Source organism: Arcicella sp. BE140 (genome assembly GCF_031456255.1).
GTDB lineage: Bacteria > Bacteroidota > Bacteroidia > Cytophagales > Spirosomataceae > Arcicella > Arcicella aquatica.
In genome coordinates, this window is the sequence record NZ_JAVDUE010000007.1 from 73,301 (window position 1) to 99,833 (window position 26,533).

Here is a 26,533-nt window from a genome sequence, read left to right on the forward strand (position 1 = left end):
ATTAAAATGAGCAATTGATACCAAACAAAATAGTTCTAAGTGGTGGCAAAACCTGTGCAATAGTACCTGTCCCTAATCCCGGAGGGCCACCAGCAACTGTTGTTTCAGTATCTAAAATATATTTGTTTTTAGACCAAGTAAATAGGTTTTGCCCTTGTACATATAGTCTGCAATTAGTCATTCCCAATACTTTTGCAATGTTTTTAGGAACATTGTAAGCAATACTTGCAGATCTCAATTTTAAATAAGAAGCATCTCCCCAGAAAGCATCCGACGAACTATAGAAGTTATATGAATTATAAACCGCGGAACCTGCTACGGCTGTTGCCGCTGGAACATTGGTAATATCACCTTCTTTTTGCCAAACATCTAAATACGCTGTATTTTGGTTATTCAAAGTACCGGGTCTGTTATTAAGAATATTGGTTTGACCAAAACGATGGTTAAATTGGAAAAAGAAATCTAATTGAAAATTTTTGTAAGAAACACTATTTCCCAAACCTCCATAATAAGGCGTTCCGATTTTAGCAACGTATCGGTCGTCAAAAGTGATGGCTCCATCTTTATTAATATCCTCATATTGTGCTGCACCAGTTTTAGGGTCAACACCTAAATAGTGAAGTACCTTTGTAAAGTTGATTGGCTGCCCAACAATGTATGACCCGCTAGAGAATGTATTTTCTATGCCGGGAAATTCAACCAATTTATTTTTCGGTAAAGTAACATTAAAAGTAGAAGTCCATTTCCAATCGCCTGTTGAAATATTCGTCGTGCTTATATCGAATTCCAAGCCGCTGTTTTCAATCAAAGCAGGTAAGTTTGATAAAATTGAATTATAGCCCGTTTGGGTTGGCAAACGTAAGTAAGCAATCTGATTGCTTGAACGATTGTTATAATAGTCGGCTGTTAAAAGGATTTTATCTTTCAAGAAGCCCAATTCTAAGGCTACTTCAAACTTCTTGGTAGTTTCCCATTGAATATCAGCATTTGGTAAAGTAACAGGATTCATTGCTGGATTGCTCAGATACGTTCCTGATGTACTATAAAGCGGTAAGTACAAGTAGTTAGAAATCTGGTCGTTACCAGTAGTTCCATAGCTGGCTCTTAATTTACCAAAACTCAATACAGGTATTTTTTTAGCAAAATCTTCTTCACTAAATACCCAAGCAGCACCCAAAGCTCCAAAGTTTCCATAACGATTGTTCGGACCAAAACGAGAAGAACCATCTCTACGGAAAGTAGCATTGGCAAAATATTTACCTTTCCAATCGTAGTTTACACGACCAAAAAGAGCATTGTACTTGTATTCTACAATATTATTATAATTAATTGTAATCAAACCCGCTGCCGAAAGCGTATTCAACAAAGCCTCGCTACTATAGTTGCTTCCTGTGATGTAATAACCATCAGAAGTATTGTGTTGCCAGCTTGCTCCAGCTACTGCCAATAATTTACCTTGACCAATTTCTTTTGTATATTCTGCTGTTGGTTCAATAATATAGTTTTGGGCCTTGTTGTCTGCAAAAACCGAGTTACTTGTAGGGTTTGAAGCAGGGTTTAATACCGAAGCAGGAGTAAGGTTTTTTTGATCTAAATCTGTAATGGTATATCCAAAGTTTGATTTGATATTAAAGCCTGAAAAAACATTATATCTTACACTTGCATTACCAATCAAATTGGTAGTGTTTGATAGGTAAGTTCTTCCTAAAGTTGACAAGGGGTTGGTAAAGTTTGATGACCAAAATAATTTACCATTTGCATCATACAAAGGCAAGTTTGGCGGTAGATTATAAACCATACTTACATCACTTTGTGGTAGATTGGTGTTATCTTTTGAATAACTTACGGCAAAAGCAACATTTAGTTTTCTGTTTTTCGAGTTATGGTCTAAATTCAAACGACTGGTAAATCTTTTGCTTGAAAAGTCTCCTGGAAAAATCGTGGATTCAGTTCTGTAACCTGCATTAAACAAGAAGCGAGTATTGGCATCACCACCAGAAAGCGTTGTTTGAATGTCATTGATTTTACCAGTTCCACCCAAGAAATACTTTTGCCAGTCGGTCGTTTTGGTTTTATCCCAAACTAATAAATCTGGAGCATTGTTGGTATTAGGTGTTACGCCATCGTTTTTGAACGCTTGTGTTCTTAAATTATAATATTGCTCTGGATTAAGCATCGGGATAAAGCGATTCAACTCACTGAATCCAGTTGAAGCATTTACATCAAATTTTGTTTTTCCTGCTTTGCCTCTTTTTGTGGTAATCAATACTACGCCATTTGCACCACGTGAACCGTAAATAGAAGTAGCATCAGCATCTTTTAAAATATCAATACGTTCAATATCAGCAGGATTAATCATGCTGAAAGGGCTTACACCACCGTTAGCCCCCGACGTACCGAAAGCATTCAAGTTGTCTGTAGCAGGCGAACCGCCATTGAAGTTGGTGAAAGGCACGCCATCAATTACATACAAAGGAATTGTACCTGACGAAAGTGAGCCTTGACCACGAATTTGGATTTGTACGGCACTTCCAGGGAGACCATTGTTTTGAGCAATCTGAGCACCAGGAATACGACCAGGCAAGGCCGCCAATACATTGGCTACTGGTTGCTTACTAATTTCAGCTGAAGTAATAGAGCTTACTGAGCCTGTATTGATTCTTTTTGAGGAAGTACCATAACCTATCACTACTACTTCATCCAATGCCTTTTGTGAAGGCTTAAGACTTATTTTCAAGTCAGTAACATTTCCTACAGTTACTGTATATGACTCATAGCCTACATATGTAAATAAAAGGATGTATCCCTTTTTTGCCAAGATGCGGAATTTCCCGTGTTCATCGGTTATTGTTCCAAATGGTGTACCTTTGGCAGTTACAGATACCCCTATTAAAGGTTCGCCCGTTTCGGCAGAGGTAACAATACCTGTAACGTCCTCCTTTTGTTCTGACTCTGTAGATGTATTCGGTAAATTGTTTCCTTTTAATGCATTAAGCGAAATGCTGGTCGCTGGAATTCTGGATAAAATAATTAAATGTTCGTCTTTCACCGCATATTTAATCCCCATTGGCTTAAGCAAGCCATCCAATAAATTCCCTAGTGCTTCTTTTGAAGAATTGACACTTACTGTTTGATTTAGATTGATTTGGCTACTGCTATAAACAAACTTTACTTTAGCTTCTTTTTCTAAACGCGACAAAGCATTTTTGAGTGAAACGTTCTCAATTTTTATAGAAACACCTTGATTGAGAACACCTTGCGCAAAATTTACATGAGCGTTGATGATTCCCGTAAAAATCATAATTATGATGGCTTGATGCATTGTAAACCGCATAATTCTTAGGGTTAAGTCTTTGATTCGATAATTTTCTATCATACCTTTGATTTGGTTTTATTCTTTGTTGAAATGGAGGAATAAGACAATAGTTTCTCATCACCGTTACCAAACGGTGTGATGAAATGGAGTTAGCCAAGGCAGGAGTGCTGGGAACACTCTTGCCTTTTTTTAAGATTTTTTTTCTGTCATTAAGGATTACATTATTTTGGTTTATTGATTATTTAGTTTGGTTTTTTGCAAACATATTATCCGTAAAGTCAAGCCCTCCATCTCCTAATTACATCCCTCTGCTTTTAGCCATACGGTATTGTTTTCTCTCTCAAAAGTTCCATTTAAAGTTTGGCAAAGCACTTCAAATGTTTTTACTAAAGACTGATCTGTGAAGTCAGCCGTAATCAAACAATTCTGCAAATTGTTGTCTGTTAACTTTACAGTTACATCAAATTTTGCCTCAATCTTCTTAATAATATCACTCATTTTGGCATCTTCAAAATTCATATTGTATTCTGTGTTGGCCAAATATTCCTCTTTTTGTACGTTCACTTGTGCTTTTATTTCCTTTTCAGCTGGCATACAAATGGCTTTTTCTAGTGGTAGAATCAACATTTGTTTATTCGTATTAGGTAACGAAACCGTTACTTTACCCGTGAAAACCACTACTTCGATGTGTCCACCGATGTGTCTAATATTAAAACTTGTACCCAAAACTCGAGTATCCATCTGACCTGAATGTACAATAAAAGGATGATTAGCATCTTTGGCAACTTCAAACAACGCTTCACCATTTAAACTGACTTCCCGATTCTGTTTGTCAAAATGTTCTGGATATGTCAACGTACTTTTACCTTTCAACCAAATAATACTACCATCAGATAGCATTAGTTTCTTTGTTTGCCCGTCTGAAGAGGCGACTATCGTTTCATTCTTTAAATCAAACACATCATAGCCTATTGGACCCAAAGCAAATAATCCAATCAGTATGGCCAACACCGCCGCTATTTTAACATAATTGGCCAAGTTAAAAAAACGGATAGATTTTCGGGGCGAAACTGCTATCTCTTGCTTAATCTTAGAAAACATTCTTTGCTTTATCGCAAGCTTTTCGGCTTCTTTGATATTCTCAAAAGAATTTTGTTCAGTTGCCAACGAATCCATCCATTCTTCTACTATTCGTTTTTCAGCGACTGTACAAATGCCCTGTTGGTACTTCTCAATTAATATAATAAGCTTTGAATCTCCCATAGTTGTTTTAAGGTTTGAGTAGATAAAATATTATTTTGGAAGATTCATAAATGCCCAAATAATATTTTATGTATCCTCTTATAGTGAAGTAAATGCAAAGGCGTTATACACCTATCTCAAAATGAAAAAAAAATTCTTTTTTTTAAATTATGCATAAGTTTACCCTGAAAATGGCTACTTAATTAGGTAAATAGCTCGAAGAAAATGCTTAAAACCAGAAAATCACCCAATGAATTTCGTAAATGCTTTAAGGCTTTGGTTAAATGATTCTCAACGGTTTTATGTGAAATGTTTAGTTGAAGCGAAATTTCCTGAATGCTTAAATGTTGCGTTCTACTGAGTCGGAATACTTCCTGACATTTTTCAGGAAGTTCAGTAATGCTTTTTTCCAACATCATTTTTAAATCATTCAATGCCATTTGTTCATTGGTCGAATCATCGAACAATGCATCTCTGAAATGATTAAAACTATCAATATAATTATTGCGTACCTGAGTCGATTTCATAAAATTGAGCATCTGATACTTGACAGCTTGGAAGAGATAGCCTGAGAGTGAACTATTAATTTGCAGGTTTTGGCGATTAGACCAAAGTGAAACAAAAACATCTTGAATGATTTCCTCAGACGCTTCTTTTTCCCTTAGTCTATTATAGGCAAATGCATAAAGTTTTGCCCAATACCTTTCATAAATTTCATCAAAAGCAGAGGTTTCTCCTTGCTGAATCAGTAGGTATAGTTCTTGGTCAGTATGTGATATCGTTTTATTTATTTCTTTAAAGGTAAAGATTTTGAAAAGAAAAGAGTATTGTGAAATTACGAAAAATAATAACGCTTACCATACGAATCATAAAGCTACAAACAACTTATTTAGAATTTATAATTTTTCTAATAAATGTGTTTTTTAAATCCTTTAAAGCAGAAATAAACAAAATATAATTGATTTAATGGTAAATTCAACCCAATTAATAATTTTTTTGCAGAAAAATCAATGAATTTAGTGAAATTAGCACAGAACGTATATTTATGATGTTATTTCGTTATATTATTAATCTATATATTCTATAGGCAAAATTATATAATAAGGCTGATTGAACAAAATAATTCGCCTTTTTGTAGTATTATTGACCCCAAAAAATATAAAAAAAACTATATGATTATCATATAGTTCTATTTCCCGTAAAATATTTCTGTTCAATCAAAGGCTACTTTTTCTCTTTTTCCAACTGCTTTGAGTGCATGTATTCGGTGGGTGTAATATTAAAATGCTTTTGGAAATTGCGGGCGAAGTTACTTTGTGAGCTAAAGCCGACCATGTAAGAAACTTCGAAAATGCGATGATTTCCTTGGGCTAACAACTCTGCTGCTTTCTTGAGGCGAGTGATATTGATTAATTCGATGGGAGTTAAGACAGAGATAGCTTTAATTTTTCTGTAGAGGGTAATACGGCTCATATTCATAATTTCAGCCAGTTTTTCTACATCCAAATCAGTATCTTCAATGTTTTTGGTAATCGTATCATGTAGACTTTCCAGAAACAATTCATCCGCTTTGGAATGTGCCATGCTCTTAATATGAATCAAGGGAGAATTAGCAAAGTATTCACGAATAATATTTCGATTGTTCAACAAACTTGCCATTTGAGCTTGGAGGTATTCTTTGGAAAAAGGTTTTTCAATGTAGGCATCTGCCCCTAATTCTAATCCTTCTACCTTTGCTTGTATTGAGTTTTTTGCCGTAAGCAGTATGACTGGAATATGTGAAAATTCAAAGTTAGACTTTATTCTTTTACATAATTCAAACCCATCCATCACGGGCATCATTACGTCGCTGATGACCAATTGAATAGCCTCTCGTTCCAATATTTTCAATGCCTCTGCTCCATCTTCAGCTTTCAGAATAGTATATTTATTTCTTAACATTCTTTCTAAAAACTCTAGAATTTCTTCATTATCATCAACAAGTAAAATGATGGGTTGCATATCGTTTGTCATTAATTTCTAAGCGTTGAGTTGGTTTCTACTGGTAATTTTAATACAAATACAATTGAGCCATCTATCGTTTCCTTCAAAAATAAATCTCCATGAAGCAATTCTGTCAACGACCTCGCCAAGGCTAAGCCAATGCCTGTCCCTTCTTGTTTCGACTCTTTCAGGCGATAAAAAGGCTCAAAAATCTTTTCTTTCATCTCAAAAGGAATACTCAAACCATCATTTTCAAATTCAATCGTAATATAAACGGGATTTTCAGCTAAAGGTAATAATCGAATGGCTACCTTCTTTTTGGCAAATTTAATAGCATTGCTGAAAAGATTACTGAGGATTTTGTTCAGTGCTTCTTCATCAACCAATACGAAAATATCATTGGGAGGATACGCTATGGTGTAATCCAACTTTCGTTTTTTGGTTAATAAAGCAAAATTTGAATAAGCGTCTTTCAACATTTCAGTGATGTTTACTCGTACAAAATCTACCGTAAAGCTATTCGTTTCTACTTTCCTAAAATCCAGAATTTGTGTTACTAGTGCAATGAGGCGATTCGTGTTCCTGTCCATCATCATTACATCATCTTTAATATCAGGAATACCATCTACTTGCTCAAGCAGGTTTTCCACTGGCCCTTTTATTAAAGTAAGGGGAGTCCTGATTTCATGGGCTAGATTGGTAAAGAAGTCAATCTTAGCTTCATATATTTCCTTTGCTTTTTTATCTTCTATAATGGTAAGATAGCTTCGTAATAAGTAATAAATCAGCGATAATCCAAGAATGGCATATAAGAGATAAGCCCAGGTGGTAGCCCACCACGGAGGTAAGATATTGATTACCAATATCTTTTCTTCTTTACTCCAATTGCCATTGATAAATGCTTTTAAATGAAAAGTGTATTTTCTTGGCGAAAGATTGGTGAAATATACTTTACGATTGGGCTTAATAGCTGTCCATTCTTTGTCCAATCCCTGCATAAAATAGCTGTACTCCGTCATTTCTGGCGAGACATAGCTCAAGGCTGCAAAGTCGATATTAAAAGACGATTTGTCATAAGGCAGGGTGATTTCATTGGTATAAATAATAGATTTCTTCAAAAATGAATGGGCTCCATCAATGGTTTGTTCTTTATTTTCTACCCGAAAATCAGTAATATAAATGGGGGCTGTACTGTTGGTTTTTACAATTTTATCAGGCTCAAAGGTTATCATTCCTTTTACACTTCCGAAATACATTTTCCCTGCAGCATCTTTATAGCCCGAATTATAATTGAATTGATTACTCAATAAACCATTGTCTTTAGTATACGTTACCATCTCTTTATTGTCAGGGTTTAGGTGTACTAATCCTTTCGAGGTCGTCACCCACATTTTATGATTATTGTCTTCCAGCGCCTTGTAAATAAAATTGCTAGGAAATCCATCATTAGTGGTAGTACTCATAAGGGTTTTTCTGTCCTTGCTCAGTTTGCAAAGTCCGCCACCTTCCGTAGAAAACCATATACAATGTTTGCTGTCTTCGTAAATAGCATTGATGTCATTATTGGTCAGGCTGTTTTTATTATGAGGGTCGTGTTTGAAAGATCCTTTTTCTTTGGTAATAGGATTAAAATAGAATACTCCCCCATGCGTCCCCATCCAAATAGTATGGTTATAATCTTCTATCAACGAAGAAACCCAAATATTAGCAGGGGCTTCTGGTACTGCCTCAAAGCCATCAATTGTAGGATTATATTTTAACAAAGCATTAGAATTACCTACATAAATATCTCCAGATTTTGTTTGTAAAAAACTAACGATGAAACTACTCCTCAAATCATTTTTCCCTGTCCCTTCATCATAATGCTTTCGTACTTTTCCTGTGCGGATATCCATAATATCCAACCCATGTTCGAATGTGCCTATCCATACATCATTGCCTGCCGTCAATAATCCATGAATATTTGAATAGGCAATACTTGTATTTTCTCCAGTAGGCATAAACTGTGTAATGTCTCCCGTTTTAGGATTCAGCTTACTCAGTCCTACATCTTCTGTACCAATCCAAATATTTCCCAAACGGTCTTCACAAATCTCCCTGATGGCATTACCACTGATAGATTTCTTTGAATTATCAGCAAAATATTTCTGAAACAGTGAATGTTCTTTGGCATAATAGTTAATACCGCCAAAGTAGGTGCCGACCCAAACACCCCCTTCCTTATCTTTACATAGAGAGTAAACAGCATTATCAGACAATGAAAAAGGGTCGAGGAATTTCTTTTTAAGGTTCGTAAATTGTTTACTATTAGTATTCAAGATAAAAATACCCGATTCTGTAGCAATCCATAATTCATGAGCAGAATATTGTTGAATATCGCGTACATGTACTTTGGTTTTATCGGGGTTGATGCTCAATACATCTTTGTAGGTGGCTGTTGGTATATCAAATTCTTTTAATCCTTGGCTCGCTGTGCCAATATACATGGTATGTTTGCCCACAAAATACATTTTATGTATCCAGTGTGAAGAAACCTTAGGCGAATACTTAAAAACATCATAGCTTTCAAAAGCACCCGTTTTTGCATTAAATTTTTTAATTACCCCCTTGTCTGTAGAAGTCCATACTTCTCCATCATCATCGATTGCCAATGAAGTAGCAGGGAAAAACTTAGACAAAGGAAAGACAGTAGTAGTTTTGGTTTCAAAGTTATACCTACAGAGTGTTAACTGGGCAATAAACCAAAGCTGGTTTTTCCCATCTATTTCTAACCTATTTATTTCATTAAATTTTCCTGAATCTAACAAACGCACTAATTGCTCTTTTTGATTATCAAAATAGAATAATCCCTTTGTCGAACCTACCCAAAGCACTCCTTTTTTATCTGTTTTTAAACAATTAATCAAGTCTGGTTTAAAATCATGTAGCCCTTCTGTGGTTTTATAAATTTTAAAATGATACCCATCAAAACGATTTAGTCCGTCTTTGGTTCCAAACCACAGAAAGCCATTTTTGTCTTGGGTAGTGCAATAAACAGTATTGTTTGAAAGACCATTTTCTACCTGATAGTGCCTAAAAAAATAGGATTGAGCCATACCATGGTATGAACAAAACGACAAAATTGCGATGGCTCGTAAAAGGAATGATATATGTTTTTGTTTTTTCAAATAGTAAAATAGACGCTAATAATGAAAGATTGTCTTTGTGATATAAAGGTAAGAAATTATAAGACAGGCAATATGAAATGAAACATTTTGAAGAAATAATGATACTTATTGAATTGGGTATGGAAGATTGAAAGTCTAATTTTGTACTCATCTCTTCAAGTCCTTTGTTTAGGTAGCTGACTAATATATTCAATAATTTAACATAATGAAAAAACTGATTCTTTTAGGCTTGGTATTTTGTAAAACAGCCTTGACTTTTGCCCAAAGTACCAAAGCTCCAGCTTATCCTCTCATTACACACGATCCGTATTTTAGTATTTGGTCAACCACCGACAATTTGAATGCTTCGCCTACCAAACACTGGACAGGCACTGACCATTCGCTAATCGGTATGTTGAATGTAGATGGACAAACCTACCGTTTTTTAGGGGACGAACCTATTAGCTACAAAGCAATACTTCCTGCTGGTGATGAAGTAAATTATGCTACAAAATATACAGAAACCACTCCGTCTGCAAATTGGATGAGTCCAGATTTTGACGATAGTCAATGGAAGAATGGTTTAGCACCTTTTGGAAATACCAAAGGGGTTTCCAAAACCTTATGGTTGAGTAAGGACATTTGGGTTCGTCGTGAATTTACCTTAGAAACGCTTAACCTAAAAGACCCCATCTTGAAACTTCAACACGATGATAACGTAAAGGTATATTTGAATGGAGCGTTGATTTTTGATGCAGGTTGTTGTGCAGGTAAATATCTGTATTTGCCTATGTCGAATGACATGAAAAGTAAATTGAAGAAAGGAAAAAACGTTTTTGCAATTCATGTAATCAATACTGGAGGGGAGGCATTATTGGACTTCGGTATTGTTCAGAAGAATATTCCAGTCGCAAATAACAGTATGCACCTTGCCCAACAAAAAAGTGTAAAGCTAAATGCCACACAGACTATTTATGAATTTACTTGTGGTAAAACAGACCTTACTGTTACTTTCACATCTCCTTTATTAATTAACGACCTAGATATTTTAGCCAGACCAGTTTCATACATTAGTGTCAAAGTAAAGTCGAATGATAATGCTGTACATCAGGTGAAACTGTATCTAGGCGCTTCTACTGATATTGCAGCTAATACAAGTTCGCAACAAATTAATGCTCAGAAATACAACAGTAACAACCTGAGTATTCTAAAAGCTGGGACAATAGAACAACCTGTTTTAGAGAAAAAAGGGGATGACCTTCGTATTGACTGGGGCTATATCTATGTAGCAACGCCCACAGGAACGAATGTGAAACAATCTATCACCAATACTTTACCAAATCCGTTTCAAGCAGCTACTAAAGATATTTTGACAGGTAAAAAATTAGTACTCAATACAATTGTAGACATGGGTAAAATCGCAAGTTCAGGAAAAGAACAGCTGATTATGTTAGGCTATGACGATTTGTATTCAATTCAATATTTTGGCAAAAACCTGCGTCCTTGGTGGAATACAAATGGACAGACAACTATGGAACAGCAACTTGCCTTAGCATCACAAGAATATACTTCAATCATCAAAAAATGCCAAAGTATTAATGAGATGATTCATAATGATGCTTTGAAAGCAGGAGGAGAAAAATATGCCAAATTATGCGAATTGGCCTATCGTCAGAGTATTGCCGCACATAAATTATTAAAAAGCCCAGAAGGAGAAACTTTATTTTTATCAAAAGAGAATTTTAGTAATGGATCTATCAATACTGTTGATGTAACTTATCCTTCTGCTCCTCTTTTCTTGGTTTATAATCCTGAATTATTGAAAGGGATGTTAAATGGAATTTTTTATTACAGCGAAAGTGGCAAATGGACAAAACCTTTCCCAGCTCACGATTTAGGGACTTATCCACTTGCTAACGGACAAACCTATGGTGAAGATATGCCTGTAGAAGAGTGTGGCAACATGATGATTCTGGTAGGGGCTATTTGTAAAGCTGAAGGGAATATAGACTATGCCAAAAAACATTGGAAAACAATGAATATTTGGGCTGACTTTCTAGCCAAAGATGGTTTCGACCCTGCTAATCAGTTGTGTACAGATGATTTTGCAGGTCATTTAGCACGCAATATCAACCTTTCTGCTAAGGCGATTGTAGCACTTGAAACTTTTTCACAGTTGGCCAAACAAATGGGCGAAACAGCTACTTTCCAAAAATACGATTCAATTACCAAAGGCTTTGTGGTAAAATGGATGGAGATGGCAAAGGATGGCGACCACTATGCCTTAACTTTTGATAAAAAAGGGACATGGAGCCAAAAGTATAACTTGGTTTGGGACAAGGTTTTGAACTTAAATTATTTCCCGAAAGAAGTATTTGATACGGAAGTGAAGTTTTATTTAACTAAGCAAAATGAGTTTGGATTGCCACTTGATAGCAGAGCTACTTATACTAAATCTGACTGGGTAATCTGGACATCAGTATTGGCAAACGACTACAAAGATTTTGAGGCGTTGGTAAACCCAATGTTTGATTATGCCATCAAAACATCGTCTAGGGTTCCTATTAGCGACTGGCACCAAACCACTACTGGAAAAATGGTTGGCTTTCAAGCAAGAAGCGTTGTGGGGGGCTACTTTATGAAGGTGCTAGAGCAAAAAATGAAGAATAAGTAAAAATAGCCTAGCAATAAACAATTTTTAGCATGGCTAAAATTACCCGTAGTTAGAAACAATTAACCATTTTATACTTAACCTAAGCATAGGGACTATTCAAATCTGAATAAGTCCCTATCTTTTTTTATAACATTGTGATATATATTATTAATTGTTTTTCCAAGGAACAGATTATATGCTGATTTTACAAAACAATCAACTACTTTTGAGATAGAAACAAAATAATAAAATAATACAATTATTTATTTTTATTGTCCATAATGGCACTATTCTTGGAATAGTATAATAACCGTCAATATTATTTATTTTGACCATTTTTTAATATTAATATATAAATATATGAGTACCATTCTCGCCCGCCATCTACTCAAAACTCTTCCTTTGCCAATCTTGTTATTATCAAGTAATAATCAAGACTTTAATATTATTGAAATAAGTGATGCATACACCAAAATTTGTGGGCTAAAAGCTGTTGATTTAATAGGCAAGAGCGTTTATGAAATATTTTCGATGGATGCTACCACGATAGCTGAATTAAAGCAGTCATTGCAAGAAGCTACCAAGTATAAAGTGCCTCATAAAATAACTGGTAAACAATATGACTTTCAGGAAAATAATTCAGCTACCCAAAATAAATATTGGGAGATAGAACATGCCCCCGTATTTGATGATAAAGGGGAGATTATTTCTATCATGCATTCAGTGATAGATGTTACGGAGCAATTTATTCTAAATCAGCAACTAGCAGAGGCAAATATTATCATTGACAAAAGAAATGAACTACTTAAAAAAGCTGAAACTATTTCAAAATTTGGTACTTGGGAACTAGACCTCGTTACTAATGATTTGCAATGGTCTGATGGAGTGTTTAGTATTTGTGGTTATGAACCTCAGGCATTTGAAGTAACCTTAGAAAAAGGATTAGGCATAATTCACCCCGATGATAGAGGAATGGCTATCGAAGAAATGCAACTTACTATGCAATCGGGGAAAGAATATAGGATTGAAAAAAGATTTTTGTTAGAAGATAATACCATAAAACATATCATTTCCAGAGGAAGTATTATTAAAGATGTAGCAGGAAATCCTTTAAAATTGTTTGGTGTATTTCAAGACATCACAGATGAAAAAATACAGCAAATTGCCTTACAGAAAGCAAAAGATGAATTGAACAAAATCATGGATTCTTCGCTTGATATTATCTGTACAATAGATGGAGACGGTAATTTTGTACAAATAAGTGCTGCTTGTTTTAAAATTTGGGGTTATAAACCAGAAGAACTTATTGGTACTAATTTCATAAATCTTGTTCATGAGGATGACCGTGATGTTACCAATCAAAGTGGTATTGATATTAAAAGCGGTATCGAAACTACTAATTTCGAAAACCGTTACGTCAGAAAAGATGGTAGTATCGTCCCGATGGTTTGGTCTAGTCGTTGGGATGCCGTAGAGAATATACATTATTGTGTTGCCAAAGATGCTACAGAGAAAAAAGCTAGTGAAGCTGCCTTAGTAGAATCTGCTAAACAATACAAATATCTATTTGATAATAATCCTTCGCCCATGTTTATCTGGGATTTCAAGACATTAAAAATTGTTGAATGTAATGAGGAAGCACTCCTAAAATATGGTTATACTCGCGAAGAGATGTTGTCACTAACTATTTTAGATATAAGGCCCGAATCTGAAAAACCATTATTATATGCTGCAACTCAAAAGGAAGAAACGTATGGTAAAATTCACAAACGAATCTGGATTCATAAAACAAAAAATAATGAGTTGTTAAAAGTAGAAGTCATTGGTCATTTAATGGATTACAATGGCAGAAGGGTTTCGTTTGTACAAATAAATGACGTAACAGAAAAAGAAGGTGTATTACAAGAATTAAAAGACAGCGAAATAAAACTTCGTACTGCAACGAACATCGCCAAATTAGGGTATTGGCAAGTCAATATCGAGCAACAACATTTATATTGGTCTGATGAAGTCTATACACTTTGGGGAGTTTCCAAAAACTCTTTTGACCTAAATTTTGAATCTTTTGTCAATACTATACATCCAGACGATATAGCAATGTTCCTTCAAAAACAGAGAGAAGCATTGAATGAAATTAAGGTAGTTGATATAGCATATCGAATCATATTACCTGATGGACAGATAAAATGGATACATGAAATTGGTAAACCTATTAAAGACGATACAGGAAAAATTATTTCATTTGAAGGAACGGTTCAAGATATAAGCGAACAGAAAAATGCACAAAGAGCACTTGTTGAAAGCAATGAGCGATACAAATTTGTTTCAAAAGCAACATCTGATGCAATTTGGGATTGGGATTTACGAGATCAAACTATATATTGGGGAGAGGGCTATTTGAATATATTTGGACATACCTATGAACAGCTCTCTTCTATTGCTAACTCTTGGATTAAAAACATTCACCCTGATGATGTAGCGAGGGTTACGAAAGGCATTAAGATAGTTATTGAAAATAATGATAATATCAATAATTGGGAAGATGAATATCGTTATCGACGCGCTGATGGAAGTTATGCGTATGTAATGGACAAGGGTTTTACCATTAGAGACACTGATGGAAAAGCCATCAGGATGGTAGGTGCAATGAGGGATATTACTTTGCAAAAAGAAAAGGAACAACAATTAAAATTACTGGAATCTGTAGTGGTAAATACCAAGGATGCAGTAATGATTACAGAAGCAGAGCCTTTTGATTTTCCTGGCCCAAGAATAATATATGTAAACGAGGCTTTTACAAAAATGACAGGCTATACGGCCGAAGAAGTAATTGGAAAAAGTCCTCGTATTTTGCAGGGACCAGAATCTGACAAAAATGAGTTGTCTCGTTTAGGCAAATCATTGCGAGAATGGGAGACTGCTGAAATTACTATTATTAACTATAAGAAAAATGGAGAGAAGTTTTGGATAAACTTTACTGTCATTCCTGTGGCTGACGAAACAGGGTGGTTTACTCATTGGATAGCGATAGAAAGGGACGTTACTGAAATAAAAATTGCTGAAGAAGCCCAAAAACAGCTTAAACAATTAGAACTATCATTAGAAAAAGAGAAAGAGATCAATAGCCTAAAAACTAGATTTACAGCTCTCGCTTCTCATGAGTTCAGAACACCTATCGCTACTATTGTAAGTGGGATTGACATATTAGGCATCTATGTAGATATGATGCAGGATGAAAAATTGAAAGAAAAAATAAAACTTCATCTCAATAAGATTGTTTCTCAGTCAAATCGCCTCACCGAAATGTTGCGAGATATATTATTGCTTGAAAAAACCGCCGTAAATACCAAAGAATATAACCTTGAACTCATTGATATTGTCCAGTTGATTAATGATATCAATCAACAATATTATTCGGATAGAAACGATAATCGAACATTAGAAATACATTTGCCAGAAGAGCATAAACAGATTCTTTCAAATACCTCGTTTCTAAATCATATTATTAGCAATTTGGTAAATAATGCCTTTAAATATTCGTTGGGTTCAAAGAATCCAAGTCTGACATTATTGTTTCATCCTGATTGCTATCACATTGTTGTCACAGACTATGGTTTGGGAATTCCTTTGGGTGACCAAGAACATTTGTTTGAATTGTTTTATCGGGCAAACAATGTTTTACATATCGAAGGCACAGGGCTTGGACTGACTATCACTAAAGAGTTTACTAATAAGTTGGGCGGGCAGATTTCCTTTGTTAGTCAAGAAGGAATCGGGACAACTTTTACGTTGAAATTTCCTTATGAAGCACTGAGTATTACCCCTCGGCTAAATTAAGATATTGATAAAACTCAACAACCGTTTTGTTTTATAGTAACATTATTTAATTTTTTGTAACAATAGTTATATCGTTGCGGCTTTGCATATTGACAATAGGTTGATTTACAATGTATTATAAATTGTATCAAATTTGGAATTTTTGGAAAGATTAATACATCATTTTAAAAAACAAGAGTGATAATTTTGAATCAGTCAAAGGCATAAATCTATGTCTTACGTTTACTTCACTATTTAATGATGGAAAAAATGAGTTACTTTCAAACTTTTAAACGTATAACTATATTTTGTGTTGCCCTAATGTTACTTGTTATGCAGAAAGGATTAGGACAAAATAAGGATTTATATCATGAAAAACACCGCCCGAATTATCACTTTTCTCCACCAAAGGCTTGGATGAATGACCCCAATGGGCTGTTCTTTTATAAAGGAGAATATCATTTGTTTTATCAACATTTTCCAGACCAAAGTGTTTGGGGACCAATGCACTGGGGGCATGCTATTAGTAAAGATTTAACACATTGGGAAAACCTTCCAATTGCCCTATATCCTGATAGTTTAGGCTATATTTTTTCTGGAAGTGCTGTAGTAGACTGGAATAATACAAGTGGTTTTGGCAAAAACAATCAGCCGCCACTAATTGCTATTTTTACTTATCATAATATGGCAGCTGAAAAAGCTGGGAAAAATGATTTTGAAAGTCAAGGCCTAGCGTATAGTAATGATAAAGGTCGTACGTGGACAAAATATGCCAACAATCCTGTCATCAAAAATCAAGGTATCCGTGATTTTAGAGACCCCAAAGTATCGTGGGATGAAGCGCGTAAGCAATGGGTTATGGCTTTAGCCGTACAAGATCATCATGAATTTTGGGTATCAAAGAATTTAAAAGACTGGTCAAAATCAGGAAGCTTTGGCAAAGAATGGGGAAATCATGGTGGTGTTTGGGAATGTGCAGACTTGTTTCCTTTAAAAGACGGTAAGATTACCAAGTGGGTATTGATTGTCAATATAAATCCTGGTGCCCTAAACGGTGGTTCAGGAACACAGTATTTTATTGGTGAGTTTGATGGCAAAACATTTGTACTGGACGAGTCTTTCAAGCCTAGTGTGATGAATGGAAATGGAGTTTGGTTAGATTATGGCAAAGATAATTATGCAGGCGTGACGTGGTCAGATATTCCTAAAACGGATGGTAGAAGAATCTTAATCGGCTGGATGAGTAACTGGCAATATGCTAATATTGTTCCAACTACTCAATGGAGAAGTGCTACTACATTACCAAGAGAATTGACCTTGAAAGCGACAAGCCAAGGATATAGACTTGCGTCAACACCAGTCAAAGAACTTCAATCACTAAGAAATTTGGCAAAAAAACCTTTGCAGGTAAGTAATGTAACGATAAAAGATTCTTTAGATTTAAACACTAAGTTAGGTTTTGTTCCGACTTTATCAGAAGTGGAATTAGCATTTGAAAAACCTAAGCCAAATGACATCGTTAGTATTGAAATATCTAATGCTAAAGGCGAAAAATATATAATTGGCTATAACAGCGAAAAGAATACCTTTTTTAGCGATAGAACAAAGTCAGGTAAAAAGGATTTTTCTAATGATTTTGCAGCAAAAATTCATATCGCTCCAAGATTGTCTGACAGTAATATCATCAAAATGCATTTATTTTTTGATGTATCCTCAGCCGAATTATTTGCGGATGATGGTACCACAGTTATGACGGAAATTTTCTTTCCGAACGAAGATTATACAAAAATGAACATTAAAACTTCAGGAGCACCTATTAAGGTAAAATCACTGAAAGTCTGGAACTTAAAAAGAAGCTGGAAATAAAATTCATTGATGTAGCGTACAACTAGATAAACTGTTGGATAATAAAATCCAGCAGTTTATCTTTTTCTGCTTATAAAGCCTAGCTATTTTTACGCCTTTTAAATACTTAATTGTTGAAACAAAATCAGCTTATACCATCTCTTAATCTTAAATACATGAGAAAAATATATCAAATATTAGTGCCAATCTGCATAGTTTTGATGCTGTATGCTTGTAAGAGCAGTAAAGATGAAAAAACATTTCATATTGGTTTTTCGCAGTGTACTATGAGCGACAATTGGCGGAAGACTATGATTGAAGGAATGGAACGTGAACTTACTTTCCATAATAATATTGATATGGTTATCTCTAATGCAAATGGAAGTAGTAATAAGCAGATTTTACAAATTCAACAATTTATTAATCAAAAAGTAGATTTAATCATTGTATCGCCTAATGAAGCCAAACCCCTGACTTCTATCATAGAAAAAGCATATGATGCTGGTATTCCTGTAGTAATTGTTGACCGTAAAACAGCATCAGAAAAATATACGGCCTTTGTAGGGGCAGATAATAAATTGATAGGTCAAAATGCAGGGATATACGCTAACATTATTTTAAATGGTAAAGGTAATATTTTTGTAGTAGGAGAAGGTGCAAAAACCTCTCCGACTATCGACAGGCACCAAGGATTTGTAAAAACGATTAATCATTATCCTAACCTAAAGCTTGTTAAATCAGTCTTTTCAGCCCGTAAACCTCAAAATTTCCAGAATCAAGTATATGCTATTATCAGTCAACATCCTGATATAGATTTGATTTTTGCACATAATGATAGGCTTGCACTAATGGTAGCGGATGTTTGTAAAAGCTTGGGGTTGAATAAAAAAATAATTGGTGTCGATGGCCTATACGGCGATAATCAAGGAATTGATTTGGTCAGTAAAGGTATTTTATCGGCTACTATATTGTATCCTACTGGCGGAGAAGAGGCGATCAAAACGGCTGTTAAAATTTTGAAAAAACAGCCATTTGATAAAGAGAATCAACTTTTTACTACCATTATAGATAGTGAGAATGTAGGAATCATGTTGGCACAATATCAAAAAATAAAAGAACAAGAAGACGATATTAAACGCCAAGCGACAAGAATAAAAGACCTAACTCGTATCTTTTCGTCACAACAAAATACGCTTTACCTAACGGTAGTTTTTTTATTAGTGGTACTCTTGCTAGGGTTAATATTGTTGTACTTGTTGCGAGAGAAACAAAAATCGAATCAAATGCTAGGGAATCAGAATAGAGCGATTCTGGAACAGAAAGATGAGATTGAACGTATCTCGCAACTTGCCCGACAAGCAACCGAAGATAAATTACGTTTTTACTCTTACATTTCTCATGAATTTCGTACGCCCCTGAGTCTGATTCTGACCCCAACAGAAGATATACTTCAACGGAAATCTGTGGATGCCAAAGAAACTAGATATGCGCTACAATTAATTCATAAAAATGCGAATAGATTGCTACGTCTGGTAGACCAATTACTTGAATTAAGGAAAGTAGATGCTGGCAAAATGGAATTAGAAGTAAGTCAACAAGATTTAGTAAGTTTTGTAAAGGAAATTGTATCCGACTTCAATGTAAAGGCAAAAACTCAACAAATAGACTTACAATTTATCTGTCCGTTTAGCACAATGCCTATGGTTTTTGATACGGAAAAACTTGATAAAGTACTATTCAATATCATTTCTAATGCCTTTAAATATACTCCTAACGGTGGATTAATTCATATTTCATTATTGAAGAATATTGAGAAAATTGAAATATTGATTTCAGATAATGGAATTGGGATGAGTAAAGAAGAAAAAGAGCGGGCATTTGATTTATTCTATCGGGGCAATCAGAATATTTCCTTGGGTACAGGTTTAGGGTTAGCACTTTCACGTGAATTCGTTTCCCTTCATCAAGGTGATATTCAAGTAGAATCTGAAAAAGGGAAAGGAACTACGTTCAAAATCATTTTACCTTTTGTTCAAATGCAAAGTGGTAAAACCGAAGTAACTAAAAGTCTATATTCTCGCGAAAATATAGAGCCAGTTATACCTATCGTTTCAAACAGTTCAAAGACTCATGATAATACCATTGTATTGATAGAAGACAATCAAGATTTAAATCAATTTCTCACCCAAAAGCTCAATCAATCATACAATACCGTTGCGGTAGAAACAGCGGAAAAAGGGTGGGAGAAAATTTTGGATAATATTCCTGATTTAATCATCAGTGACGTAATGTTACCTGAAATGGATGGGTTTTCACTTACTCAAAAAATTAAAAATGACTTCAGGACTTCGCATATTCCTGTGATTTTATTAACAGCAAAAGGACAAATGGAAAGCCAGATTGAAGGTACAAAAGCTGGGGCAGATGCTTATATTTCAAAACCTTTTAATCAACAATTGCTAGAAGAAAAAATAAAAGGTTTACTTGAAAACAGAGACAGAATGCGTCGCCGTTTTTCAAGTGAAATTACTAATCCTAGTCAAATTCAAAAAAGTGAGCGTAAGTTTTTAGTAGAATTTGAATTATTGATTGAAAAGAATCTGAACGATAGTTCGTTGTCCGTTGAGAAATTGAGTAAAGAATTGGGAATGTCGCGCGTACAATTATTCCGAAAGATTTCGGCGTTGACTAACAAAAATGTAACTGATTATATTGGTGATTTTAAATTATTAAAAGCTAAGGCACTTTTAAAAGAAACCGATAAAACCATCGCCGAAGTAGCCTATGAAACTGGTTTTAACAATCCAAGTTACTTTACCACTTTCTTTAAACAAAAGACTAATCAAACCCCTTCTGAATGGCGAAATTCTTGATGTATCATTTATTGAAACGCTGTATCAATACTTATATTCAAGCGTTGATTATAGTGTGTGAATTTTACATACAATGCTGTTATTCAGTAAGTTAAATTAATGTATCAATACAGATACTCTTTGAAAGAATACTTACAGACATCCATATAATATTCTTCTAATTTTGGTTCATCAAAAAACTTATTAAAAGTTAACCATGAATCAAAACATTAAAATTTTCTTGTGGGCACTCTCTGCAGCTTTAGGGGGATTCCTTTTTGGGTTCGATACCGCAGTAATCTCTGGCGTAGAGCAAACGCTACAAAAATTATGGAATCTAAACGTAGTTGAACATGGCGTTACTGTTTCAATTGCTTTAATCGGAACAGTTTTAGGTTCTTTAATTGGTGGCTTACCCGCTGAAAAATACGGAAGAAGAATAACCTTGTTATTAGTAGCTATCTTTTATTTACTATCGTCTTTAGGTACTGCCTATGCTGCCAACTGGAGTATCTTTTTGGTTTTTAGATTTTTAGGAGGCCTAGGTGTGGGTGTTTCTTCTGTAGTTGCTCCCATGTATATTTCAGAAATAGCTCCAGCCCACAAAAGAGGTCGCTTGGTAGCCATGTTTCAATTTAATGTAGTGTTCGGTATATTGATTGCCTATCTTTCTAACTATTTGTTAGCAGATATTGGCGAGAATGCTTGGCGTTGGATGTTAGGTGTACAAGCACTCCCTTCTATATTATTTTTAGTAACTGTTTTTATCATTCCTGAAAGCCCGAGGTGGCTAATTCTCAAAAAAGGAGACGTCGCAACTGCTAGAAAAACATTGGAGGAGATAGACACTACAACCTCAGAAGAAATTATTGAGGCTATACGTAGCCATGCAGCAACTAGCGTTTCAAGCAATTTTACAACGTTGTTCAAACCTACGTATAGCAAGCCCGTAATGTTGGCAGTATTATTTGCCGTATTCAATCAAGTTTCGGGAATCAATGCCATTATTTATTTTGCTCCTCGTATTTTTGAAATGGCTGGTTTAGGAAAAGACTCCGCTCTTCTCTCTTCGGCAGGAATCGGTTTAATCAACTTAGTATCAACGCTTTTAGGCATTTCGTTAATTGATAAATTCGGCAGAAAAGTATTGATGTTTTGGGGTTCTATAGGCTTAATTGGTTCGTTGATATTAGTAGCGCAGGCCTTCTTTAGTGGTAATATTGGTCTTAACGTTTCTTTCTATTTATTCATCTTTATTGCCTTCTTTGGGTTCTCGCAAGGGGCTGTAATTTGGGTATTTATCTCAGAAATATTCCCGAATGAAGTACGTGCTTATGGGCAAGCCTTAGGAAGTTTTACGCATTGGATTTTAGCAGCTATCATCACGTTTACGTTCCCTTACATTGCAGAGACATTCGGTGGGGGCGTTACCTTCACATTCTTTGCTTCGATGATGGTTTTGCAACTATTGTTTGTATTGAAAATTATGCCAGAAACCAAGGGAACTTCTCTGGAAGGCATGGAAAAAACAATCGTAATGCATTAGTACACAATTATTATTTCAATCTATTTAAACAATGACTAATCCAAAAATAATCTGCTTTGGCGAAATGCTTTGGGATATTCTTCCTACTGGAAAGCAAGCTGGCGGAGCTCCCATGAACGTAGCAGTTCAATTAAAAAATTTAGGACTTAACCCATTGATTATTAGTCGTGTTGGCGATGATGAATTAGGAGAAGAATTGATTCAGGTGATAAGCCAAAAAGGCTTATCTACCGAATTAGTTCAACATGGCAAAACACATTTAACGGGGGTTGTAAAGGCCAATGTAAGTGATCAAAATGAGGTAACATACAAAATTGTACATCCTGTAGCTTGGGACTATATCCAACCAGAAGAGAGCCTGACAGCAGCAGTACAAAATACAGATGTTTTTATTTTTGGTAGTTTGGCAGCACGCAGTGAGGTTACCTCCAATACCTTACAAGCATTACTAAAACAGGCAAAATTCAAAGTGTTTGATGTGAACCTCAGAACGCCTTTTTATAATGAGGAAACGGTAACTTCCTTCTTGGAAATTGCCGATATGGTAAAAATGAATGAAAATGAATTGGCTCTGATAGCCAGTTGGTACGACGAATCTCCAGCGTTAGAAACAGCCATGTTGGCCTTAGCCAAACGTTTCGATATTCAAACACTCTGTGTAACCTTAGGAGCAGATGGTGCCATTTTATTGAAAGATGGAGTGTTTTACCAAAACAAAGGGTTTTCGGTTGAGGTAAAAGATACCATTGGTAGCGGAGATGCTTTTTTAGCTGGATTACTCAAGAATTTGTTACAGCTAAAAAATCCTGCTGAAAGTTTACGATTTGCTTGTGCAATGGGCTCGTTAGTAGCTACTTATCAAGGAGCAACCCCTCAGATTTCTGAATCCCAAGTAATGGCTATGATGTAAGTCTAATTTAACTGTATTTCCTTCCCTGAATTTTTAATAACTAAACAATTTCAACATGAAAAACTTTTTACTGAGCATTACCGTGCTGCTTTGTACGGTACAACTTGCCCTTGCACAGCAAAGAACCATTACTGGTAAAGTAGTGGCGGCTGAATCAAATGAGACGCTTATTGGCGCAAATGTGCTCATTACGGGTACGCCTAAAGGAACTTCAACAAATGTAGATGGACTTTTTACCATCACAGTACCCGAAAATGCTACTTCGCTTACCATATCGTTTGTTGGTTACACAACAAAAGACGTTTCGATAAAAGGAGTGAGTAATATCGTTGTTTCTCTGACTCCCGGTAAAGAACTTAGCGAAGTAGTAGTCGTTGGTTATACTTCTTCTAAAAAGCAAGATTTAACAGGAGCAGTAGCCATTGTAGATATGAAGCCTCTCAAAAATATTAGCTCGGGAAATCCTATGCAAGCCCTGCAAGGACGTGTCGCGGGGTTGTATATTGAAAAAGATGGTTCTCCTAATGGCTCAAACAGTAGAATCTTGATTCGTGGAGCAAATACCTTAGGTAATAATGACCCTCTATATATCATTGATGGAATTCCGACTACTCGTCCAGAAGTATTTCAAAATATTAGCCCAACTAATATTGAGTCTGTACAAGTATTAAAAGATGCTTCGGCTGAATCTATTTATGGTGCTCGCGCTTCCAATGGGGTAATTATTGTGACTACTAAAAATGGTGGTAATACCAATGGTAAAATAGAATTTCAGTTCAACAGCAGTGTTTCTTTTCAGTCTGAAAAGGCCATGCGTTTTAAAATGTTAAATGCGATTGATAGAGGCAAAGCCTTGTGGCAAGCATCTGTAAACGACGGACAAGATCCTGCTGCGGGTTATGGCGAAATCTATAATTTTGATTGGAATAAAAACTATAGCAATCCCGTTTTAAATGGCGTTTCGGTAAAACCTTTTGTAGGTGGCGACCCAAATACTCCTGTGGGCGATACCGACTGGCAAGATGTAATGTATAAAACAGGTATTGTTACTAGAAATGATTTTACGCTTTCGACGGGTAATAAAACTTCTTCGTTAGAAGTGAATTTCGGGCAACTCAAAAATACAGGGATGCTAAGATTTACAAATTATGACCGCTTGAATGGTAGTATCAATGCCATCACGCGTGCCTTTGATGATAAATTAAAAGTCGGTCTTAGCCTTCGTATTGCCAATTCCAACGAAACATTAACGGCTAACGATTTGGGAGGAGCATCAACAACTAGCCTAGCAGTTACTTTGGTGCCAACAATTCCTGTATTCCAAAAAGATGGCGTTACTTATGCAGGAGCCTCGGGTGGTGGTTATTCTGATAGAAATAACCCATTACACATGCAAGACATTGCAAAATGGAATAATGCAAACCGTTTGAGTACTTTTGGAAATGTTTTTATTGAAATTCAACCTATTAAAAACTTGTTTTTCAAAACCAATATTGGAGCTGACGATTCAAGATATTTGAACAAAGTAATTACGCCAACGTTTTCTGAAGGAGCATTTAACCGTACAACGAATAGTTTACTCTTCGACCAGAATCATTTCCTAAGCATTACTTGGTCAAATACATTACGCTATAACTGGGATTTAAACGAAAAACATCACTTTAAATTTTTAGCGGGTACGGAATACATTAAAACTGATTTAGATTTCCAAACTACTAAGAAAGAAGGTTATGCATTACAGACAGAAGATTACTTTACGCTGAATGCTGGTACAGGAAACACTACCGTATCGGGCGGTTCAACGGGTCATCGTTTGTTCTCACAATTTGGTCGTGTTGATTATAATTTAGATGATAAATATTTATTGGCTCTGACTATCCGTCGTGATGGCTCCTCTCGTTTTGGTACTGATAACAGATATGGTATTTTCCCTGCTGCATCATTCGGATGGAAGCTTGATAAAGAAAATTTCTTGAAGGACAGTAAATTGATTACAGAATTAAAAGCAAGAGTAGGAGTAGGGCGTGTAGGTAATCAACAAATTGGCGATTTAGCTCGTTTTGGACTATTTGACACAAGATACGGAACAACTCAAGCACAATTATCTGGAGGTTTCTGGGAGCAATACATGAACATTGGTACAGCATATTCATTATCAGGCGCTAATACAGGTACTTTACCATCAGGTTTTGTTCAGACACAAGCAGCAAATTCTGCCTTGAAATGGGAAACTACTGAAGAAATAAATGCAGGGATTGACTTTGCTTTCCTAAACAATAAAATCTTTGGTTCATTTGATTACTTTACTCGCCAAACAACTGGGATTTTGATTACACCTCCTGTGGCTTCTGCCCTTGGTGAAGGTCAATCAAAAGCAGTAAATGGTGCTTCTAAATCTAACAAAGGATGGGAATTTGTATTAGGCTATCATGGCGAAGTTGAGAATGGTATTAAATATAATGTAACAGCGAATTTTGCTCATTTCAGAGATAAAATCACAGAATTGCCTGAAAATGTACGTCCAGCTTATGCAGGGAACTTAGTCAATACGATTATCGGTCATTCACAATTCGATATTTTCGGGTATAAAACTAACGGACTTTTCCAGTCGCAAGCAGAAGTAGATGCTGCACCAACGCAAGTAGGAGCAGGACCTGGTAGAATACGTTATGTGGATATTAACAGTGATGGCAAAATTGACGACTTAGATAGAACTTGGATTGGTACAACACTTCCTACACTTGAATATGGTTTAAGACTAGATGTATCATACAAAAACTTTGATTTAGCCATCTTTGGTTCGGGTGTAGCAGGTAGATCAGGATTTGATGTATATACGTTATTCAACAATTTGATGAAGAGTAGAGAAAACGTTGGGCCAGGAGTATTTAACGGCTGGACACCACAAAATACCAACACGAATGTTCCTGCTTTAACGCTAAAGGATAATAACAACGAAGGACGTACCTCTGATTATTTCATGGTAAATACATCTTATTTCAAGATACGTAATATTCAGTTTGGTTATACACTTCAACCGAAAGCAGTGTTCTCAAGACTTCGTTTCTATGTCATGGCTGAAAACTTGTTCTGGATAAAAAGCAGTAGTTATTTAAGTCCAGACCCAGAACGCATTGACCTTGGCCCAGTTCCAATTCCGAAGACTTTTACATTTGGTGTTAATGCGTCATTCTAAGCATTCGGCTATCTGCTATCAGATGTCA

The 26,533-nt window shown here is 35.5% G+C and carries 12 protein-coding genes; 7 read left to right on the plus strand and 5 right to left on the minus strand.

Going from position 1 to position 26,533, the window contains the following annotated elements; translation table 11 throughout:
* Position 1: 1 nt before the first annotated feature.
* The 5 genes from J2Y60_RS11860 to J2Y60_RS11880 form a co-directional block, all read right to left on the minus strand.
* Positions 2 to 3,376 carry a TonB-dependent receptor gene (locus tag J2Y60_RS11860; protein ID WP_309918131.1) on the minus strand — a complete coding sequence of 1,125 codons (3,375 nt, stop codon included), beginning with the start codon at positions 3,374 to 3,376 and terminating at the stop codon, positions 2 to 4.
* Between the two features lie 234 nt (positions 3,377 to 3,610).
* Positions 3,611 to 4,579: a FecR family protein gene (locus J2Y60_RS11865; protein WP_309918133.1), complete on the minus strand. Its 969-nt coding sequence runs from the start codon at positions 4,577 to 4,579 to the stop codon at positions 3,611 to 3,613.
* Positions 4,580 to 4,761: 182 nt separating this feature from the next.
* Positions 4,762 to 5,394 carry an RNA polymerase sigma-70 factor gene (locus tag J2Y60_RS11870; protein WP_309918527.1) on the minus strand — a complete coding sequence of 211 codons (633 nt, stop codon included), beginning with the start codon at positions 5,392 to 5,394 and terminating at the stop codon, positions 4,762 to 4,764.
* Positions 5,395 to 5,782: 388 nt separating this feature from the next.
* Positions 5,783 to 6,559: a response regulator gene (locus J2Y60_RS11875; protein WP_309994640.1), complete on the minus strand. Its 777-nt coding sequence runs from the start codon at positions 6,557 to 6,559 to the stop codon at positions 5,783 to 5,785.
* An 11-nt stretch (positions 6,560 to 6,570) separates the two neighbouring features.
* Positions 6,571 to 9,636 carry a two-component regulator propeller domain-containing protein gene (locus tag J2Y60_RS11880; RefSeq protein ID WP_309918138.1) on the minus strand — a complete coding sequence of 1,022 codons (3,066 nt, stop codon included), beginning with the start codon at positions 9,634 to 9,636 and terminating at the stop codon, positions 6,571 to 6,573.
* Between the two features lie 277 nt (positions 9,637 to 9,913).
* On the opposite strand from J2Y60_RS11880, the gene J2Y60_RS11885 reads away from it, so the two are divergent.
* The 7 genes from J2Y60_RS11885 to J2Y60_RS11915 all read left to right on the plus strand — a co-directional run bounded on the left by J2Y60_RS11885 (position 9,914) and on the right by J2Y60_RS11915 (position 26,505).
* Positions 9,914 to 12,361, plus strand: coding sequence for a glutaminase domain-containing protein (locus J2Y60_RS11885; RefSeq protein ID WP_309918141.1), 2,448 nt, complete (start codon positions 9,914 to 9,916; stop codon positions 12,359 to 12,361).
* A 339-nt stretch (positions 12,362 to 12,700) separates the two neighbouring features.
* Positions 12,701 to 16,177: a PAS domain S-box protein gene (locus J2Y60_RS11890; RefSeq protein ID WP_309918144.1), complete on the plus strand. Its 3,477-nt coding sequence runs from the start codon at positions 12,701 to 12,703 to the stop codon at positions 16,175 to 16,177.
* Between the two features lie 312 nt (positions 16,178 to 16,489).
* Positions 16,490 to 18,022: a glycoside hydrolase family 32 protein gene (locus J2Y60_RS11895; RefSeq protein WP_309918147.1), complete on the plus strand. Its 1,533-nt coding sequence runs from the start codon at positions 16,490 to 16,492 to the stop codon at positions 18,020 to 18,022.
* 155 nt (positions 18,023 to 18,177) lie between these two features.
* On the plus strand, positions 18,178 to 20,874 hold the full coding sequence (locus tag J2Y60_RS11900) for a substrate-binding domain-containing protein (protein ID WP_309918149.1): 2,697 nt from the start codon (positions 18,178 to 18,180) through the stop codon (positions 20,872 to 20,874).
* 196 nt (positions 20,875 to 21,070) lie between these two features.
* Positions 21,071 to 22,399, plus strand: a complete 1,329-nt coding sequence (locus J2Y60_RS11905) for a sugar porter family MFS transporter (protein ID WP_309918152.1) — start codon at positions 21,071 to 21,073, stop codon at positions 22,397 to 22,399.
* A gap of 31 nt (positions 22,400 to 22,430) precedes the next feature.
* Positions 22,431 to 23,309, plus strand: a complete 879-nt coding sequence (locus J2Y60_RS11910; protein WP_309918156.1) for a carbohydrate kinase — start codon at positions 22,431 to 22,433, stop codon at positions 23,307 to 23,309.
* Positions 23,310 to 23,364: 55 nt separating this feature from the next.
* Positions 23,365 to 26,505 carry a TonB-dependent receptor gene (locus J2Y60_RS11915; RefSeq protein WP_309918159.1) on the plus strand — a complete coding sequence of 1,047 codons (3,141 nt, stop codon included), beginning with the start codon at positions 23,365 to 23,367 and terminating at the stop codon, positions 26,503 to 26,505.
* Positions 26,506 to 26,533: the final 28 nt, after the last annotated feature.

Excerpts from the sequence above, each read along its gene's own strand:
- J2Y60_RS11910 (WP_309918156.1), top strand. The coding sequence starts at position 22,431 with ATGACTAATCCAAAAATAATCTGCTTTGGCGAAATGCTTTGGGATATT.
- J2Y60_RS11905 (WP_309918152.1), top strand. The coding sequence starts at position 21,071 with ATGAATCAAAACATTAAAATTTTCTTGTGGGCACTCTCTGCAGCTTTA.
- J2Y60_RS11860 (WP_309918131.1), bottom strand. The coding sequence starts at position 3,376 with ATGATAGAAAATTATCGAATCAAAGACTTAACCCTAAGAATTATGCGG.
- J2Y60_RS11915 (WP_309918159.1), top strand. The coding sequence starts at position 23,365 with ATGAAAAACTTTTTACTGAGCATTACCGTGCTGCTTTGTACGGTACAA.
- J2Y60_RS11880 (WP_309918138.1), bottom strand. The coding sequence starts at position 9,636 with ATGGCTCAATCCTATTTTTTTAGGCACTATCAGGTAGAAAATGGTCTT.
- J2Y60_RS11895 (WP_309918147.1), top strand. The coding sequence starts at position 16,490 with ATGCAGAAAGGATTAGGACAAAATAAGGATTTATATCATGAAAAACAC.
- J2Y60_RS11900 (WP_309918149.1), top strand. The coding sequence starts at position 18,178 with ATGAGAAAAATATATCAAATATTAGTGCCAATCTGCATAGTTTTGATG.
- J2Y60_RS11875 (WP_309994640.1), bottom strand. The coding sequence starts at position 6,559 with ATGCAACCCATCATTTTACTTGTTGATGATAATGAAGAAATTCTAGAG.
- J2Y60_RS11865 (WP_309918133.1), bottom strand. The coding sequence starts at position 4,579 with ATGGGAGATTCAAAGCTTATTATATTAATTGAGAAGTACCAACAGGGC.
- J2Y60_RS11890 (WP_309918144.1), top strand. The coding sequence starts at position 12,701 with ATGAGTACCATTCTCGCCCGCCATCTACTCAAAACTCTTCCTTTGCCA.
- J2Y60_RS11885 (WP_309918141.1), top strand. The coding sequence starts at position 9,914 with ATGAAAAAACTGATTCTTTTAGGCTTGGTATTTTGTAAAACAGCCTTG.